This window comes from Pseudomonas sp. R3-41 (assembly GCF_054161485.1).
The window spans coordinates 6,723,807-6,740,719 of sequence record NZ_CP096421.1; the positions used below are offsets into that span (position 1 = coordinate 6,723,807).

At 62.9% G+C, this 16,913-nt stretch carries 12 protein-coding genes; 7 read left to right on the plus strand and 5 right to left on the minus strand.

Annotated features, from left to right (window positions below; genetic code table 11):
• Nucleotides 1-4 precede the first annotated feature (4 nt).
• Nucleotides 5-3,559, plus strand: a complete 3,555-nt coding sequence (locus M1D99_RS29000) for an amino acid adenylation domain-containing protein (RefSeq protein WP_458131189.1) — start codon at nucleotides 5-7, stop codon at nucleotides 3,557-3,559.
• 32 nt (nucleotides 3,560-3,591) lie between these two features.
• Nucleotides 3,592-4,056 carry an SRPBCC family protein gene (locus M1D99_RS29005; RefSeq protein ID WP_434573159.1) on the plus strand — a complete coding sequence of 155 codons (465 nt, stop codon included), beginning with the start codon at nucleotides 3,592-3,594 and terminating at the stop codon, nucleotides 4,054-4,056.
• A gap of 664 nt (nucleotides 4,057-4,720) precedes the next feature.
• On the opposite strand, the gene M1D99_RS29010 is transcribed toward M1D99_RS29005, so the two are convergent.
• The gene (locus M1D99_RS29010) at nucleotides 4,721-6,601 is read right to left on the minus strand and encodes a methyl-accepting chemotaxis protein (RefSeq protein WP_186709998.1); all 1,881 of its coding nucleotides are present in this window, start codon (nucleotides 6,599-6,601) and stop codon (nucleotides 4,721-4,723) included.
• Between the two features lie 254 nt (nucleotides 6,602-6,855).
• Between M1D99_RS29010 and M1D99_RS29015 the strand changes: the two genes are divergently transcribed.
• The 3 genes from M1D99_RS29015 (at nucleotide 6,856) to M1D99_RS29025 (ending at nucleotide 10,937) form a co-directional block, all read left to right on the plus strand.
• Complete coding sequence (locus M1D99_RS29015) at nucleotides 6,856-7,356, plus strand: sigma-70 family RNA polymerase sigma factor (protein ID WP_411387447.1); 501 nt, start codon at nucleotides 6,856-6,858, stop codon at nucleotides 7,354-7,356.
• Nucleotides 7,346-8,347 carry a FecR domain-containing protein gene (locus M1D99_RS29020; protein ID WP_458131190.1) on the plus strand — a complete coding sequence of 334 codons (1,002 nt, stop codon included), beginning with the start codon at nucleotides 7,346-7,348 and terminating at the stop codon, nucleotides 8,345-8,347. Before M1D99_RS29015 ends, M1D99_RS29020 begins: the two co-directional genes overlap by 11 nt.
• A gap of 85 nt (nucleotides 8,348-8,432) precedes the next feature.
• A complete protein-coding gene (locus tag M1D99_RS29025; RefSeq protein WP_434573163.1) occupies nucleotides 8,433-10,937 on the plus strand; it encodes a TonB-dependent siderophore receptor in 2,505 nt (834 codons plus the stop codon).
• A gap of 152 nt (nucleotides 10,938-11,089) precedes the next feature.
• Here the strand turns inward: M1D99_RS29025 and M1D99_RS29030 are convergent, their stop codons facing one another.
• Complete coding sequence (locus M1D99_RS29030) at nucleotides 11,090-12,163, minus strand: fatty acid desaturase (protein ID WP_458131191.1); 1,074 nt, start codon at nucleotides 12,161-12,163, stop codon at nucleotides 11,090-11,092.
• A gap of 100 nt (nucleotides 12,164-12,263) precedes the next feature.
• Between M1D99_RS29030 and M1D99_RS29035 the strand changes: the two genes are divergently transcribed.
• The gene (locus tag M1D99_RS29035) at nucleotides 12,264-13,268 is read left to right on the plus strand and encodes an AraC family transcriptional regulator (protein ID WP_458131192.1); all 1,005 of its coding nucleotides are present in this window, start codon (nucleotides 12,264-12,266) and stop codon (nucleotides 13,266-13,268) included.
• A 181-nt stretch (nucleotides 13,269-13,449) separates the two neighbouring features.
• Here M1D99_RS29035 and M1D99_RS29040 read toward each other — a convergent pair whose 3' ends face one another.
• On the minus strand, nucleotides 13,450-14,136 hold the full coding sequence (locus M1D99_RS29040) for a Crp/Fnr family transcriptional regulator (RefSeq protein ID WP_458131193.1): 687 nt from the start codon (nucleotides 14,134-14,136) through the stop codon (nucleotides 13,450-13,452).
• A gap of 87 nt (nucleotides 14,137-14,223) precedes the next feature.
• Here M1D99_RS29040 and M1D99_RS29045 point away from each other — a divergent pair, with 87 nt between their 5' ends.
• Nucleotides 14,224-14,748 (plus strand): Mpo1 family 2-hydroxy fatty acid dioxygenase, encoded by a 525-nt coding sequence (locus M1D99_RS29045; RefSeq protein WP_186709988.1) that lies wholly within the window; start codon nucleotides 14,224-14,226, stop codon nucleotides 14,746-14,748.
• 291 nt (nucleotides 14,749-15,039) lie between these two features.
• On the opposite strand, the gene M1D99_RS29050 is transcribed toward M1D99_RS29045, so the two are convergent.
• Nucleotides 15,040-16,029 (minus strand): sulfate/molybdate ABC transporter ATP-binding protein, encoded by a 990-nt coding sequence (locus tag M1D99_RS29050; RefSeq protein WP_047700099.1) that lies wholly within the window; start codon nucleotides 16,027-16,029, stop codon nucleotides 15,040-15,042.
• Nucleotides 16,030-16,032: 3 nt separating this feature from the next.
• Nucleotides 16,033-16,902, minus strand: a complete 870-nt coding sequence (cysW, locus tag M1D99_RS29055; protein ID WP_024618577.1) for a sulfate ABC transporter permease subunit CysW — start codon at nucleotides 16,900-16,902, stop codon at nucleotides 16,033-16,035.
• Nucleotides 16,903-16,913: the final 11 nt, after the last annotated feature.

Sequence of the window (16,913 nt, forward strand, 5' to 3'; positions counted from 1 at the left end):
TTCTATGAGACGCCTCGACATTGCAGTGCCTGGCACCAGCCAGGCCATGGCCGAACTGGCCCGGGAATTGGAGCAGCACGGTCACGCGGTGGTGGACCTGCAATCGCCGGTCGACCTGTTGATCGACGACGGTACGACACCGCGCGCCATTGAAGCCCGCTCATGCCTTCAGGTCCGCGTGGCGCTGCGCACGCTGCCCGACGAGGCATTGCCGCAACCGGTGCTGCTCTTTCGCGACGGGGCGCAGCGGCTGTTGTGCCAGGAAGTGATCGCGCCGCAACGCGATGGCAATGGTCAATCCTTGCGCCTGCGTACGCTGGCGACGCTGGTCGAAACCGGCGCACGACTGGTCAGCCAGTTGTCCCGGGATGAGACCTGCTTCGATGATTGGCCGACGGTACACGCTGACGCCGTTGACCAACCCCTGCTCGGGCTCGATGCGCTGGAGCCGCTGGCCTTCGAGCACGGCCTCAATCGACCGTCGGTGCCCTGGCTGCTGGCCGCCGCCGACGTGCCGGTGATGCACAGCATCGAACAGCGCCTGCTCGATGACGCGACGCAACCGGCCCTGTGGGTCGATGGGCAATTGATCGACTACAAATCCTTGCGCCGCCTGGCGCTGAGGTTGCAGCAGCCGATGTTGGAAATACTGCACCGAGCAGAACATGAGAAAGGAGCTGTTGGAGAGCCTGTGGGAGCAAGAAAAGCAGAACCTGTGGGAGCAAGGCTTGCCCGCGATGAAGACGCCGAGATTCCCAACCAAACCGCGTTATCGTTCATCGGGGGCAAGCCTTCCTCCCACAGGACTTCCTCACACAAAGTAATCGGCGTGTGCCTGCCCAAATCCGCGCACCTGTACGCGGCGATCCTGGCAGTGCTCGGCTGTGGGGCGGTGTACCTGCCGCTGGACCCGCAGCATCCAGCGCAACGTCGGCGCTTTATCCTGGAAAATGCCCAGGCGGACCTGCTGCTGCACGACGGCGACAGCGACTTGGGCGACCTGATGTTGCCAACGCTGAACATCCATCAGCTGCCAGCGCCCAAGCCAGGCATTCCGGCCTCGTTGATCCGCCGCACCGTGGATGGCGACGAACCGGCCGTGGCGATCTACACCTCCGGCACCACTGGCCAGCCCAAAGGCGTGTTGCTCAGCCACCGCAACCTCAGCCATTTCTGTGCCTGGTACGGCGACTACGTCGGGTTGCAGCGCGACAGTCGGGCGTTGCAGTTTTCCACCATCAACTTTGACGCGTCGCTGCTGGATATCCTGCCGACCTTCATCCACGGCGCCCTGCTGGTGGTGCCCAGCGAAGACCAGCGCCGCGATCCGCAACAATTGGTCGCGTTGATACAGCAACAGCGGGTCAGCCACGCCTTCCTGCCGCCTGCGTTGCTGAGTGTCATGCCCCTGGAGGCGCCGTTGGGCCTGGCGCACCTGATCACCGGTGGCGATGTCTGCGAGCCGTTCGTGATCGAACAGCTCGCACCACAATGCCGGTTCCACAACATCTACGGCCCGACCGAAACCACGGTGCTGGCGACCACCCGGCGCTTCGGTGTTGGCGACAACAACCGCAACCTCGGCGTGCCCATTGCCAATGGTCGGGTGCTGATCCTGGACGAACAACTGCAACCAGTTTCCCAGGGTGTTACGGGCGAGCTGTACATCGCCGGCCCGGGCGTCGGCCTCGGCTATCTGAATGATCCGGCGCTGACCGCGGCGCGTTACCTCAACCTGACGCTGCCCACCGGGCAAGCGTTGCGGGTCTATCGCACCGGCGACATCGGCCAGTGGACCGACAACGGCATCGAACTGTGTGGCCGTCGCGATAACCAAGTGAAGATCCGTGGCTTTCGGGTCGAACCCGAGGAAATCGAACACTGCCTGCGGGAAAGCCAGTTGTTTCGCCAGGTGGCGGTGGGGGTCGATGAACGGCGGCGGATCCTGGCGTTCCTGGTTCATCCCGAACAAGAGTGCCCCGGCGCCGCTCTCCAGGCCTTGCGTGAGCATGTACAGAACAGCTTGCCCAGCTACATGCACCCGGCCGCCTACGTCGAATTGCCCAGCCTGCCCTACACCAGTAACGGCAAGGTCGATCGCCGGGCGTTGCTCGCCATGGCGGTGCAGGTGCACGTCGACGGCCAACGCCGGCAGCCGCAGAACGCCTTGGAGACACAACTGCAGCACCTGTGGGCCGAGCTGCTGGAGCTGCCGGTCGACGACATCGCCACCGATGAAAGCTTCTTCAACCTCGGCGGGCATTCGATCCTGCTGTCACGATTGCTGCTGAGCATTCGCCAGGCATTCGGCCGCAGCCTGTCGATCAACCGCTTCATCGAAGCGCCGACGCTGATGACCTTGGCGAAGTTGCTGGACGATCCCGAGCAAGGCAGTGCGTCGAGCCTCAGCCCCCAGGCCTTCATCGATGCCGAGGCCGAGCTCAACCTTGACCCGCTGCCCATCAGTCAATGCGGCGATGTGCACAAGGTGGTAGTGACTGGCGCCAACAGTTTCCTTGGCGTGCACATCGTCGAAGCGCTGCTGGCTTGGGGTGCCACCGAAGTCGCCTGCCTGGTGCGTGCCAGCCCTGAACACAGCGCGGCCGAGCGTTTCTCCCAGGCCCTGCGGGACAATCACCTGACCCACCTGGACCTGGATCGCGTCAGCGTCTATGCCGCCGACATCACCCAACCGCAATTGGGTTTACCGGACGACGTCTATGCCCGCATCGACCGCACCTTCGGCGCGCTGGTGCACAACGCCGCCCACGTCAACCATGTGCTCGACTACGAGTCGTTGGCACGGGACAACGTGGAACCGATTTTCGAGTGCCTGCGCCTGTGCGAAGGGCGCAGCAAGAAAATCTTCAATTTCGTCTCCACGCTGTCTGCCTCCAGTGCCCTGGATGCCGACGGTCAGGTGCTGGAACAGCCGGCCGCCGAGACGCCGCCGATCTACATCAAGAACGGCTACAACCTGTCCAAATGGGTTGGCGAACGGATCCTGCAACGGGCCCGGGACCGCGGCGTGTGGGTCAATCTTTTCCGCCCCGGCAACATCAGCTTCAACAGCCTGACCGGGGTCTGCCAACCCCACAAGAATCGCTTGATGCTGATGCTCAAGGGCTCGATCCAGCTCGGCCAGGTGCCGGACCTGTCGCTCAATTTCGACCTGATGCCGGTGGACTTCCTGGCCCGCTTCATCGCCTTCCACGCCAGCCGCTACCAGCCCAGCCAAGCGGTGTTCAACCTGCATAACCCGCAACCGTTGAGCTGGGACGCTTATGTGGCGTCGTTCCGTGACAGCGGCCGGGAATTTTCCCTGGTGAGCGTCGCCGAGTGGCAACGGCAATTGGCTCGGGTCGATGCCGACAACGCGTTGTTTGGCGTGCTGGGTTTCTACCTCAACGGCTTCGAGGAAGACATCGGTGACATCTCACTGATCAGCCACGACAACGCCCGCGCCGGCGTGCGGCAGATGGGCGCCAGCTACCCGGAAAAATCCCCGGCCCTGCTGCGCCGCGGCGCCGAGTACCTCAAGGCCATCGACTTCATCTGAAACACCCTCAACCCAAAGCAAGGAGCAAGACCATGAGTGCATTTCAACCCGACACCCTGATCAAAAACCCACAAGCCTGCCAGGTCGAAACCTCGGTGGAGGTCGCGGCCGATGCGGCGCGCGTCTGGGACGTGGTGGGTGATTTTGGCGGCTTCAACCGTTTCATCCCGGCCCTGGAGCGCATCGAAATGACCGGCGAAGGCGTGAGGTCCCTGCGCAAGAAGTTCTTCGTCGATGGGCAGAACCTGGTGGTGGAGCAGCTCAACAGCCGTGACGACCAGGCCATGCACATGACCTGGACGCTGATCTACAACACCCTGGGCATCGACAACCTGTGGGCGGCCATGCGCGTCGAACCCTTGGCTGGCAACCGCTGCCGCGCCACCTGGACCATCATCGCCGACCACACCGACGCCCATACACCGTCGGGCTTCAGGGATTTCCTCCAGGGCTTCGCCGATGAGGCGATGGGGAATGTGCAGGGGATGTTCAAGTAGCGCCCATCCCTTGTGAGAGCGGGCTTGCTCGCGAAAGCGGTGGGTCAGTCAATGAAGCAGTTGGTTGGGCTGCCGTCTTCGCGAGCAAGCCCGCTCCCACAATTTGGTTCTGGGGTGGACGCAAGATCCAGGCTCACCGCAAATCCCCTGTGGGAGCGAGCCTGCTCGCGAAAGCGGTGGGTCAGTCAGTGAGAAGTTGGTTGGGCTGCCGTCTTCGCGAGCAAGCCCGCTCCCACAATTTGGTTCTGGGGTGGACGCAAGATCCAGGCTCACCGCAAATCCCCTGTGGGAGCGAGCCTGCTCGCGAAAGCGGTGGGTCAGTCAGTGAGAAGTTGGTTGGGCTGCCGTCTTCGCGAGCAAGCCCGCTCCCACAGTTTTGGTTCTGGGGTGGACGCAAGATCCAGGCTCACCGCCAATCCCCTGTGGGAGCGAGCCTGCTCGCGAAAGCGGTGGGTCAGTCAGTGAGAAGTTGGCTGTACTGCCGTCATCGCGAGCAGGCTCGCTCCCACAGTTTTGGTTCTGGGGTGGACGCAAGATCCAGGCTCACCGCAAATCCCCTGTGGGAGCGAGCCTGCTCGCGATGGCGCCAGCCCAGGCAACCCGTACCCGTGGCGAGGGAGCAAGCTCTCTCGCCACAGGGGATTGGGTCGGCTTGCGACTGAGGTCAGATCTTGAAGCTGTCCACCAGTTGCTTCAGGCGATTGGCCTGTTGGGACAAGGCATCGCAGTCCTTCAGGGTTTCATTGAGGTTGGCCACGCTTTGCTGGTTCAGCAGGTTGATGTGGCTGACGTCCATGTTGAGGGTTTCAACCACGGCGGTCTGCTCTTCGGTCGCGGCTGCAACCGACTGGTTCATGCCGTCGATCTCGCCGATGCGCTGCGTCACGCTGACCAGTCGCAGGCCGGCCTGGTTGGCCACTTCCACGCTTTCTTCGCTGGAGGTCTGGCTGGCGTTCATCGTGGTCACCGCTTCACGGGAGCCGACCTGAAGCGAGGTGATCATCTTGTGGATTTCTTCCGCCGACTCCTGGGTGCGGTGCGCCAGGTTGCGCACTTCATCGGCCACCACCGCAAATCCGCGTCCGGCTTCACCGGCACGAGCCGCTTCGATGGCCGCGTTCAGCGCCAGCAAGTTGGTTTGCTGGGAGATGCCCTTGATCACATCCAGGATGTGCCCGATGTTGTCGGTGCTGGCGTTCAGGGTTTCGATCTGGGTGCACGAGAGGCTGATCTTCTGCGACAGCTCGGTCATGGCCTGGATGGTTTTTTCCACCACCTGGCGACCGTCATCGGCCTGTTCGCTGGCACCGCTGGCCTGTTGCGAGGCATCGGCGGCATTGCGGGCGATTTCCTGGGTGGCGGCGCCCAACTGGTTGATGGCCGCCGCCACACTGTTGGTGCGGGCGCTCTGCTCATCCGAGCCGACGAGCGAAGCGTTGGATGAGGTCATCACTCGCTGCGACAGGTCATGCACCTGGCGCGTGGCGGAAGACACTTCCGCGATCGAGGCGTGAATCCGCTCCACGAACTGGTTGAACGACCCCCCCAACACCGCGAACTCATCCTTGCCCTGCACCACCAGGCGCCGGGTCAAGTCGCCTTCTCCCTGGGCGATGTCCTGCATGGCTCGGCCCATGGTGGTCAACGGGCGCATCAGCACCTGGATTAACAGGCTCAGCAGCAAGGCAATCGCCGCCACCGCGACAAACATCGCGATCAGCGCCGACGTACGGAACTGGCTCAACGGCGCGTAGGCCTTGGCCTCATCAATCGACAGGCCGATGTACCACTCGGCGTTCGGCAGGCCGGTCACCGGGGTGAACGAAAGGATACGGTTCTGGCCGTTCAGCTCGACCTCCTGGATACCCTTGCCAATGCGCACCGGCGTACCTGGGTAGATGTCCTTGAGGTTTTTCATCACGTGGTCCTTGTCGGGGCTGACGATCACCTGACCGTCGCCACTGACCAGGAACGCATGGCCAATGCCACCGAAGTCCACGGAGTTGATGATTTTCACCAGGGTTTCCAGACTCAGGTCGCCGCCCACCACGCCAAGCAATTCGCCGTTGTGCTTCACCGGCAGGGCCACGGTCACCACCAGGCCACCCACCGCCGCCAGGTAAGGCGGGGTCAACATGGTTTTATCGGCGCTCACTGCCTGTTTGTACCAAGGGCGCTGACGCGGGTCGTAGCCGTCAGGCATTTTGGCGTCCGGGCGTTGGGTGAAGACACCGTTGGCCTGGCCCACATAAGTGAATTGGAAGTTCGACGTCAGCGCCGGCTGATCCACCAGCCCCGGCAGATCTGCAGCAGTGCCCTGATGCGCGATGTTTTGCGCCAGGTTTTCCAATACCAGGATCCGCCCACTCATCCAGTTCTGGATGCTGCTGGCCGTCAGGTCGCCGGACTGCTCGATGGACGACTCCAGGCTGCTGCCAATGGTGTTGCGCTGCAAATAATCGTTGTAGAGCGTGAACAGGGCAAAAGCCAGGACCACCACACCAGAGGCGGCAAGAAGGATTTTGTGGCTGAACTTTAGATTCATCGATGGGGCTTCTTATGCAAGGAGTGGGGGTGCATTCCAGGTTGCAACGTTCCATGTAACAGCGCGGGCAGTCTTGTCACTTGCTCCACTTTGGTGCACGCATACTCACTCTGTCGGCAAGCTTGTACAAATAATTAGGCATTTGTACAAATAGTCGACAGGAGGCTCGCCGGGTTGAACGGTGGTTGCAAATTCGCCGGCGGCTGATGACAATGCGACACGTTATCATTCGTAACATCCAGGCCGTCGCGTCCATGTCATCTCCCGAGTTTGCAGTACAGGCGCTCTACAGCCAGCATCACGGCTGGCTCAACACATGGCTGCGCACCCGCTTGGGCAATGCCGCCGATGCGGCCGACCTGGCCCAGGACACCTTCGTACGCCTGTTGCAGCGTAGCGAACGCCCGGAGCTTCGGGCCCCACGCGCCTTTTTACGCACCATCGCCCAAGGCCTGGTGATCGACCATTGGCGGCGGGAAGAAATCGAACGCGCCTACCTCCAAACCATAGCGCACCTGCCGGAAGCCGAAACCCCCGGCGCCGAAGCCCAGGCCTTGATCCTGGAATTGCTCGAAGCCATTGCCAGGATGCTCGAAGGCCTCAAGCCGAAAGTCCGCAAGGCCTTTCTGTTGGCTCAATGCGAAGGCCTGACGTACAAGCAGATTGCCGAACAGATGGGCATTTCGTTGCGCTCGGTGGAGCGCTACGTCGCCGATGCGCTGTACCACTGCTACGTGTTGCGCTATGAAAGCTGAGCCGGCGGATCCCTTGCAGAGCCGCCGCAACGGCCCGTCGCAACAGGTCGTGAGGCAGGCGATCAACTGGCTGCTGCGCCTGCGCAACCACGCCACTCACCCCAGCCTGCGCCAACAGTGCGACACCTGGCGTGCCGCCCACCCTGAACACGAGCTGGCCTGGCAACGGGTGCAATCGCTGCACAGCGAAATAACCTCGAACCTGCGGGCCGTGCCCGGTGCCCACATCGCCCTGGACACCCTGGAAAACAGCGCCCAGCGCCTCAGTCGTCGCCAGGCCCTGAAGGTGCTGTCGGGCGTCGCCCTGATGGGCGGCGCGGCGTGGCTGGGCAAGGACCTGGGCTGGCAGTCGTGGAATGCCGATTTCGCCACTGTCACCGGTGAACGCCGAGGGTACCAATTGCCAGATGGCACGCGACTGGAACTCAATACCCACAGCGCCGCCGACCTGGATTTCACCGCCCAGCAGCGCCTGATCACCCTGGCCCGCGGCGAAATCATGGTCATTTGTGGCCGCGACCCCGGGCGCCCACTGCTGGTGAAAAGCCGCCATGGACTGTTCGAAGGGCTGGAGGGGCGTTTCGTCGTGCGCCAGGACAGCGACTGCACACGGCTGAGCGTCACCAGCGGGCGGGTGGTTATCCGTTCGCACCCAAACAGCGATGGCTCGCCCATCCAGGTGGAAGCCGGGCAAAGCTACTTGATCACCGCAGCCACAGCGACCCTGGCGCCACCGCTGGACATGGACGCAGGGGCTTGGGCAGACGGGTTGATCGTCACGCGCAACATGCGCCTGGCAGATTTTCTCAACGAAGTAGGCCGCTACCGCCCAGGCTATTTGAACTGCGCAGCGTCGATTGCCGACCTGCGCTTGTCAGGCGTTTTCCGCTTGGAGGACACCGACAAATTGCTCGCCGTCCTGCCACGCACGCTCCCGGTGCAGATCCGCTATCGAACCCGTTGGTGGATCACGGTGGAACGCCTGGCCTGATTTTTTTTGGCGGGTTTCAGGCCGGCGTCCGGCTAGGACAGTAAGCAACCCTTATCGGCCTTCAGCGACTCCAACGGAACCTACAATGACTGAGCGCGTACTTCTCAAGAACCCCTTCGGCTTCTCTTCGCAACCGGGCCTGTTGCGCCAGGCCATTCATGCCGCGCTATTCTCCACGGCGCTGGGGGTCAGCGTGGTGCCGATGCTCGCGGTGGCCGCACAAGACGGCGTGACCGCCAGCCGCCAGAGCTACAATATTGCCCCCGGCCCGCTGAGCGATGTACTGAACCAGTTCGCCCGCCAAGCCGGGATCACCCTGGCCAGCACCCCGGCGCAAACCGGCGGCGTCCAGTCACCGGGCCTCAAGGGCGAATACTCGCCCGACCAGGCCCTGAGCCAGTTGCTCAGTGGCTCGGGACTGGTTGCCGTCAGCCGGGATGGCAGCAGCTACGTGCTGCAAACCGAGACCGCTGGCAGCACCCTGGAACTGCCGAGCACCGACATCAAGGGCTTCGCCCTGGGTAATGCGCTGGGCAGCATGGAGGGCTACAACGCCACCCACAGCCAGGTCGCCACCAAGACCAGTACCGCCCTGCGCGAAACTTCCCAGAGCGTCTCCGTGGTGACCCGCGAGCAAATGGACGACCAGGGCGCGCAAACCGTGTCCCAGGCCATGCGCTACACCCCCGGCGTGCTGACCAACCCCTACGGCGCCACCCATCGCTACGACTACGTGGCGATGCGCGGCTTCAACGACGGCTCGGTGGATAACATCTACCTCGACGGCCTCAAGTCCATGGGCGACAGCGGCACCTACAGCTCCATCCAGGTCGATCCGTATTTCCTCGAGCGAGTCGATATCCTCAAGGGGCCGTCGTCGGTGCTCTATGGCCGCAGTTCGCCCGGCGGCCTGGTGGCGCTGACCAGCAAAAAGCCCCTGTACGAGGCCTATCACCAGATCCAGGCCACGGTCGGCACCCAGGGCCAACGGGGCATGGGCTTCGATTTCAGCGGCCCGGTGGATGACGACAAACGCATCACCTATCGCCTGGTCGGCCTGGCGGACACGTCCGATACCCAGTTCGACCACAACAAGGAAAAGCGCTTCGCCCTCGCGCCCACGGTGAACATCGACTTCAGCGAAGACACCTCGCTGACGCTCCAGGCCTACCTGCAGCATGACCCCGACGGCGGCTACCACGGCGGCATGCCGGCCGACGGCACCTTGCATCAGCGCAACGGCCGGCGAATCTCCGAAAACTTCTTCGAAGGCGAGCCGGGCGTCGACGGTTACGAACGCGACCAGCAGTCGTTCGGCTACCAGTTCGAGCACCGTTTCAACGACGTCTTCACCGCCCGGCAGAACTTCCGTTACCTGGACTCCGACGTCACCAACGATCAGGTCTATGCCTACGACTGGACCACCCCCACCAGCAACGAGCTGAACCGCTATTACACGGGCGCCGAAGAAAAACTCCACGCCTTCATCGTCGACAACATGCTGCAGGCCGAATTCTTTACCGGCGCGACCAAGCACACCGTGCTGATGGGCGCCGACTACCAGCGGCGCAAAACCGTGGTCGACTGGACCAGCGGCAGCCTCGCGCCGATCAATGCCTTCGACCCGGTCTACGGTAACTCGGCCATCACCTACTACAGCCCCACCAGCTACCTGCGGCGCCTGGAGCAGACCGGCGTGTACCTGCAAGACCTGATCGAAATGGACAAATGGCGCTTCTCCCTGGGCCTGCGCCAGGACTGGGTCCAAACCTCGGATGAGAACCGCATCGCCGAGTTCGGTCGCCCGGCAGGCACCGAGATCAACGACAAACGCACCAAGCTCACTGGCCGGGTCGGTGCGCTGTACCTGTTCGACAACGGCCTGGCGCCGTACATCAGTTATTCCGAGTCGTTCAACCCGAACTCCTATGCCGACAGCGCCGGCAATCCACTGGCGCCCACCGATGGCAAGCAATGGGAACTCGGCCTGAAGTACCAACCACCCGGCACCGATGATCTCTACACCGCTTCGCTGTTCCGCATCGACCAGGAAAACCTCGCGACCAAACTGCCCCAGGAAAACTTCTACCGCGCCGTCGGTGCCGTACGCTCCCAAGGCCTGGAACTGGAAGCGCACCTGCAGTTGACCGAACAATTCAAGGTGCTGGGCAGCTACACCTTCACCGACATCGAATACTCGAAATCGATGGTCAGTACCCTCAGCACGCCCACCAACATCATCGAAAACAAAGGCAACTCACCGACCCAGGCTCCGCGCCACATGGCCTCGCTCTGGGCTGACTACAAGTTCGACAGCGGCGCTCTCGATGGCCTGCGCCTGGGCGGCGGCGTGCGCTATGTCGGCTACAGCTGGGCCGATGCGGAGAACACCATGAAGGTGCCGTCCTACACACTGTTCGATGCCTCGGTGGGGTATGACCTGGGCAAGGTCGGCTTGAAAGGCGTGGATGTGCGCCTGAACGCGAACAACCTGACCAACGAAACCTACGTCGCTTCGTGCGCCAGCCTGAGCTATTGCTACATGGGCGAAGAGCGCAATGTGGCGGCGACCGTGAGTTACCAGTTCTGACCTGTTCCCGGTCTTGACGCATACCATTGTGGCGAGGGAGCTTGCTCCCGCTGGGCTGCGCAGCAGCCCCAAAGACCTGGGCCGCTTCGCGTCCAGCGGGAGCAAGCTCCCTCGCCACAGGTTTCGCGTTTCACCGCTCGAATCCGTATCGATCAAACCCGCACCGCACCCCCTTCCTCCCGCACCACACCCTCCTCCCGCACAAACCGATTCGCCCGCCCAAACGTACCGAAATCATTGAACCGCACGCCCATCTCGCGCATCACCTTATGGGCCACCGGCACCGTCAGTTGGCGAATGTAGAACGGCTCCTTCACCGCGAAATGATGAATGCCATGGCTGCTGCCGAAGTTGAAGCAGAACGCCTGCAACGGCCACAACCACCACGGGTTGAGCACCTGGGTTTGCTGGATGACATTGCCCGGCTCGATGTCGCCGTAGTAGTGCATGTTCGAGCTGACGAAATGCAGGCAAAAGGTGCGCAATACGTTCGGCCCGATGATCACCACCGCCGCGATGTCGATCACCTGCATCGTCGCCAGCGTGCTTGCCGACCAGTCAATTGAAGCGCCCATCAGGCTCGCGACGCCGTTGACCCCGTGGAAACCGAGGAACACATACCAGGCGCTCCAGTGCAGCAGCGCCAGCGGAAAATAAACCTTCAACGTACGCTTGAGGATGCTGCGCTTGTGCGCCCAGGTCTTGGCCCGCAGCAGGCGGATGAAGGCCGACATCACGTTGTCGCCGACCATCAGCAACCGCGCCAACCCCCAAGATTCGCCGTTGGTGATGGCCCGCTCTTCCATGTCAGCCTCGCTCCCGGACACCTTGTGATGGTTGAGGTGCAGGTGGCGGCGGATCCACGGGTTGATGGTGCTCGGCCGCGCCAGCCACACCAGGCCCATCATCAAGTTGTGGGGCAGGCGCTGTTTGCGAAAATACATGCTGTGGATCAGGTCGTGTTCCAGCTCATGGGTCAGGGACGCGAAAAACGCGTTGAGCAACAGGCACGCCCAGCCTGCGAGGTCACCGTTGAGGTAGAGCAGCGCCGAACCGATCATCCCCACCAGGGCGAACGCCAGGATGCCCGCACCCAGCGCATCCTGATGACGCAGAATCGGATAGCGCTGACGCAATTCCTCACCCCGGGCCAGGACCACCTGGCGAATATGGGCCGCTCGTTGTTGTGCATTCAATCGCTCGGGGCTTGCGCAAGTGCCGTGCATGGCTTACATCCTCTGTTAGAGATGTGCTCATCCTGCCGGGCGTTGTCCCACGGGGTGGTAGCCGTAAACGCCAACCTGTTGACCGCAAGCGCCAATCGTCATGACGGAACCGACTTCCCTCGCCAGCTGGACCCGCGCCCTGCGCAAACAGCTCGATGCGCTGGGCCTGGACAGCCATGCCTTGTGCGTCGAGGCCGGCCTCGACCCGCAATGGATGGACGACCCGAACGCCCGCTACCCGCTCTCGGCCACCACGCGCCTGTGGGCATTGGCGGTGCAGGCCAGCGGCGACCCGGCCATCGGCCTGCGGGTGTCGCGCTTCGTCAGCCCCACCACCTTCCACGCATTGGGTTATGCGCTGGTGGCCAGTGGCAGCCTGCGGGAAGTGTTCGAGCGGATCGTGCGTTATCACCCGGTGGTCAGCGATGCCCTGGCCCTGCAATTGAACCGTGGCGAAGACCGCTACCGCTTCAGCCTCAATGTGCCCCCGGGCCGGCCGGCGCCGGCGTTTGAAGCCATCGATGCGTTCGCGGCGATTTACGTGCGCACCTGCCGCAACCGCCTCGGCCGAGACTACGCACCGCTGGCGGTGTACCTGCGGCGTCCGGAACCGACGGACCCGAGCCCGTGGCACAAGGTGTTCCGCTCGCCAGTGCATTTTGGCGCCGCCCAGGATTGCCTGGAATTCAACCTCAGCGACTTCGACAGCCACCTGGACGACGCCAACCCGGAACTGGCCGAACACAACGAAACGGTGCTCGAACGCACCCTCGCCCAGCTCCAGCCACTGACCTGGGAGCGCAAGGTTCGCGCGGCCATCGAGGCGCAACTGCCCGAAGGCGAGCCCAGCGCCGAACGCATCGCCCAGGCCATGCACTTGAGCCTGCGCAGCCTGCAACGGCACCTGGCCGACGAAGGCTGCCGCTTCGACGCACTGCTCAACGAATGCCGGGAAAACCTCGCATTGCTGCACCTGCGCGATCCGCAATGCTCGCTGAGCGAAGTCAGTTATCTGCTGGGCTTTGCCGACGCCAGCAGCTTCAGCCGCGCCTTCAAACGCTGGACCGGCATGACGCCGGGGCAGTTCCGGGATGGGTTGCGGTAGGGATTTGGGTTGGTTGCACTGGCCCTATCGCGAGCAGGCTCGCTCCCACATTTTATCCGGGACGCACAAAAATCCTGTGGGAGCGGGCTTGCTCGCGAAGACGGCAGCACAGTCAACATCCCAGCCAACAGACCCACCGCTTTCGCGAGCAAGCCCGCTCCCACAGATGCGGGGCGGGACCTCAGGGCGTGGTCAGGGCCCGCAACCGCTCGATGTCGACGATCTCGATCTCGCCGTAGCCCAGGTGAAGAATGCCCTGGGCCTGCAAATCCTTGAGGATCTGGTTGGTGGTCTGGCGTGACAGCGAGAGCATCAGCGCCAGTTGTTCCTGAGGCAGTTGCAGGACCCGCCGGGCCGGTTCGATTTCGCCGTAGCCTTCGGCGATCATCAGCAGGCGGTGGGCCAGGCGGGCCGGGGCGGGCATCAGGCTCAGGTGTTCGAGGTTGATGAAGGTCAGGCGCAGTTTGTGGCTCATCAACAAGGCAAGATGGCGCCAGTGGATCGGCTGCTCCTGCAGGAAAGCCAACAACGGCGCCTGGGGCACGTGCAGCAGCACGCCTTGACCCACCACGACCGCATCATGGGTCCGTGGCTGGCCATCGAACAGGCAGATTTCACCGAACCAATGAGGCGCTTCCACGACGCTCAGCAACGCCTCCTTGCCCTGTTCGTTCACCGCGCCGACGCGCACCGCGCCTTCCAGCACGGCATACAGCCCGCAGGGTGGATCGCCGCGCTGGAACAGCCGGTGGCCCGGCGGCAAATGGCGCACCCGCGCCATGCCCAGCAGACTATTCTGTAACTCAGCAGGCAGATGGCTGTACCAGTGGCCCGCCATCAGGTGTGAGTGCCAGGGATGGGAATTCATGGAAACTCCGGGACAAGTGTCGGCTAACTGACAGAACGCCTGGTGATACCCGGGCATCATGCAGGCATCACCTCAGGAGGAACAACAATGAAAAGCCTCGTCGATCATCTCAGTCAATACGCCGCGTATCATCGCGACCCGCGCAACATCGCCAGCCACTTCATCGGGATCCCGCTGATTTTCGTCGCCGTCGCCGTGCTGCTGTCACGGCCGGGATGGCCAGTGGGCCCGGTGCTGGTGTCGCCGGCGCTGCTGGTGGCGGTGGCCAGTGCCTGGTTCTATCTGCGCCTGGAGCTGCGCCTGGGTGTGCTGATGACCGTGCTGCTGGGTCTCGCCGTCTGGCTGGGCCAAGTGCTCGCCGCGCAAAGCACCTCGGTGTGGCTGGGCAGTGGCCTGGGCATGTTCGTGGTGGGCTGGGTGATCCAGTTCGTCGGCCACTATTACGAAGGCCGCAAGCCGGCGTTCGTCGACGACCTCACCGGGCTGATTGTCGGGCCGCTGTTTGTGGTGGTGGAAGCCGGCTTCCTGCTGGGGCTTCGCGGCGAACTGAAGCGCGCCATCGAAGAGCGCGCCGGGCCGGTGGCGTTGCGCAACCAGCGTTCGGCGGCCTGACAACACTGCCATACCAGCCTGCCACCCTTGTGGAGCGCGAACCTGTGGGAGCAAGGCTTGCCCGCGATGGCATCGCCTCGGTCTATCAGCTACACCGAGGTGTTTGCATCGCGGGCAAGCCTTGCTCCCACAATGGATCTGCGTCGTACACAAATCTCCTTGTGGGAGCGGGCTTGCTCGCGAAGACGGCGGCACAACCAATATCGTCGTCAATTGACCCACCGCTTTCGCGAGCAAGCCCGCTCCCACGATAGGTCTGCGCCGTTCATAAATCCCGCGCTCGGGATGCCTTTAAAGGTTGGCGACTTTCTGCCAGACCTTCGGCTTGAAGAACAGCGTCTCACCCTTCGCCAGCCCCACCAGGCTGTCATGGTCCTTCACCACTTCCGCCTCGATCAGTTCGCTCTGGCCTTCCACCTTCAGGGTCACCCGAGTGGTAGCGCCGAGCGGGCGGATGTCGCGCACTTCGGCGGCGTGGTGGTCTTCCAGCTCCGAGCGCGACAGCGAGACTTCGTGCGGGCGGAACAGCACATGCCGGTCCTCACCCAAATGCAGGCGGTTCGAGTCGCCAAGGAAGTGATACACAAAGTCGCTGGCCGGGTTTTCGTAGACATCCCCCGGCGAGCCGATCTGCTCGATCACGCCCTTGTTCATCACCACAATGCGGTCGGCGACTTCCATGGCTTCTTCCTGGTCGTGGGTCACAAACACCGACGTCAGGTTGATGTCCTCGTGCAACCGCGCCAGCCAGCGGCGCAGTTCCTTGCGGACCTTGGCGTCGAGGGCGCCAAACGGTTCGTCCAGCAGCAGCACCTTGGGCTCCACCGCCAAGGCGCGGGCCAGGGCGATACGCTGGCGCTGGCCGCCGGACAACTGCTCCGGGTAGCGGTCGGCGAGCCAGTCCAATTGCACCATGTTCAGCAGTTCATGGACCTTGGTCGCGATCTGGCTTTCGTTCGGACGCTGGCCCTTGGGCTTCATGCGCAGGCCGAAAGCAACGTTGTCGAACACCGTCATGTGGCGGAACAAGGCGTAGTGCTGGAACACGAAACCGACGTTGCGATCACGCACGTCGTGGCCGGAGACATCCTCGCCGTGGAACACAATGTTGCCTTGGTCCGGGGTCTCGAGGCCGGCGATGATCCGCAGCAAGGTGGTCTTGCCGCAACCGGATGGCCCGAGCAGCGCTACCAGCTCACCGCTCTGGATGTCCAGGCTGATGTCGTCCAGGGCCCGGAAGGCGTTGAAATTCTTGCTGACGTTACGGACTTCGATCGACATGACTTATTCCTCCGCGGCGCTGGCGCGCAGGCGGTTGATTCGGTTTTCGCTCCACTGCTTGAGCAGCAGGATGAAGAGCGCCAGGATCAGCAACAGGCTCGCCACGGCGAACGCGGCCACGTGGTTGTATTCGTTGTAGAGGATCTCGACGTGCAGCGGCAGGGTGTTGGTCACCCCGCGAATGTGCCCGGAGACCACCGACACCGCGCCGAACTCACCCATGGCCCGGGCGGTACACAGCACCACGCCATAGATCAGGCCCCACTTGATGTTCGGCACGGTGACATGCCAGAACATCTGCCAGCCATTGGCGCCCAGCAGGCGCGCGGCCTCTTCTTCCTGGGTGCCTTGTTCCTGCATCAGCGGGATCAGCTCACGGGCCACGAACGGCACGGTAACGAAGATCGTCGCCAGCACAATGCCCGGCAGCGCAAACACGATCTGGATGTCGTGATCCGACAGCCACGGCCCGAACAGGCCCTGGGCGCCGAACATCAGCACGTAGACAAGACCGGCGATCACTGGCGACACCGAGAACGGCAGGTCGATCAGCGTCACCAGCATGCTCTTGCCGCGGAACGAATATTTGCTCACGCACCACGCGGCACTGACGCCAAACACCAGGTTCAGCGGCACCGAGATCAGCACGGCAATCACCGTGAGCTTCAGCGCCGACAGCGCGTCGGGTTCGAAGATCGCGGTGAAGAACGCCCCCAGTCCGAGCTTCAGCCCTTGGGACACGACGATGAACAGTGGCAACAGCAAGAACAGCGCAAAAATCAGCCAGCCGAGGCCGATCAATACGCGCCGCGACGTCGCACTGCCCCGACGGGCAGCGTTGGTGGAGGCTGCGGAAATAGACGATTGGGACATGATTCGCGCCT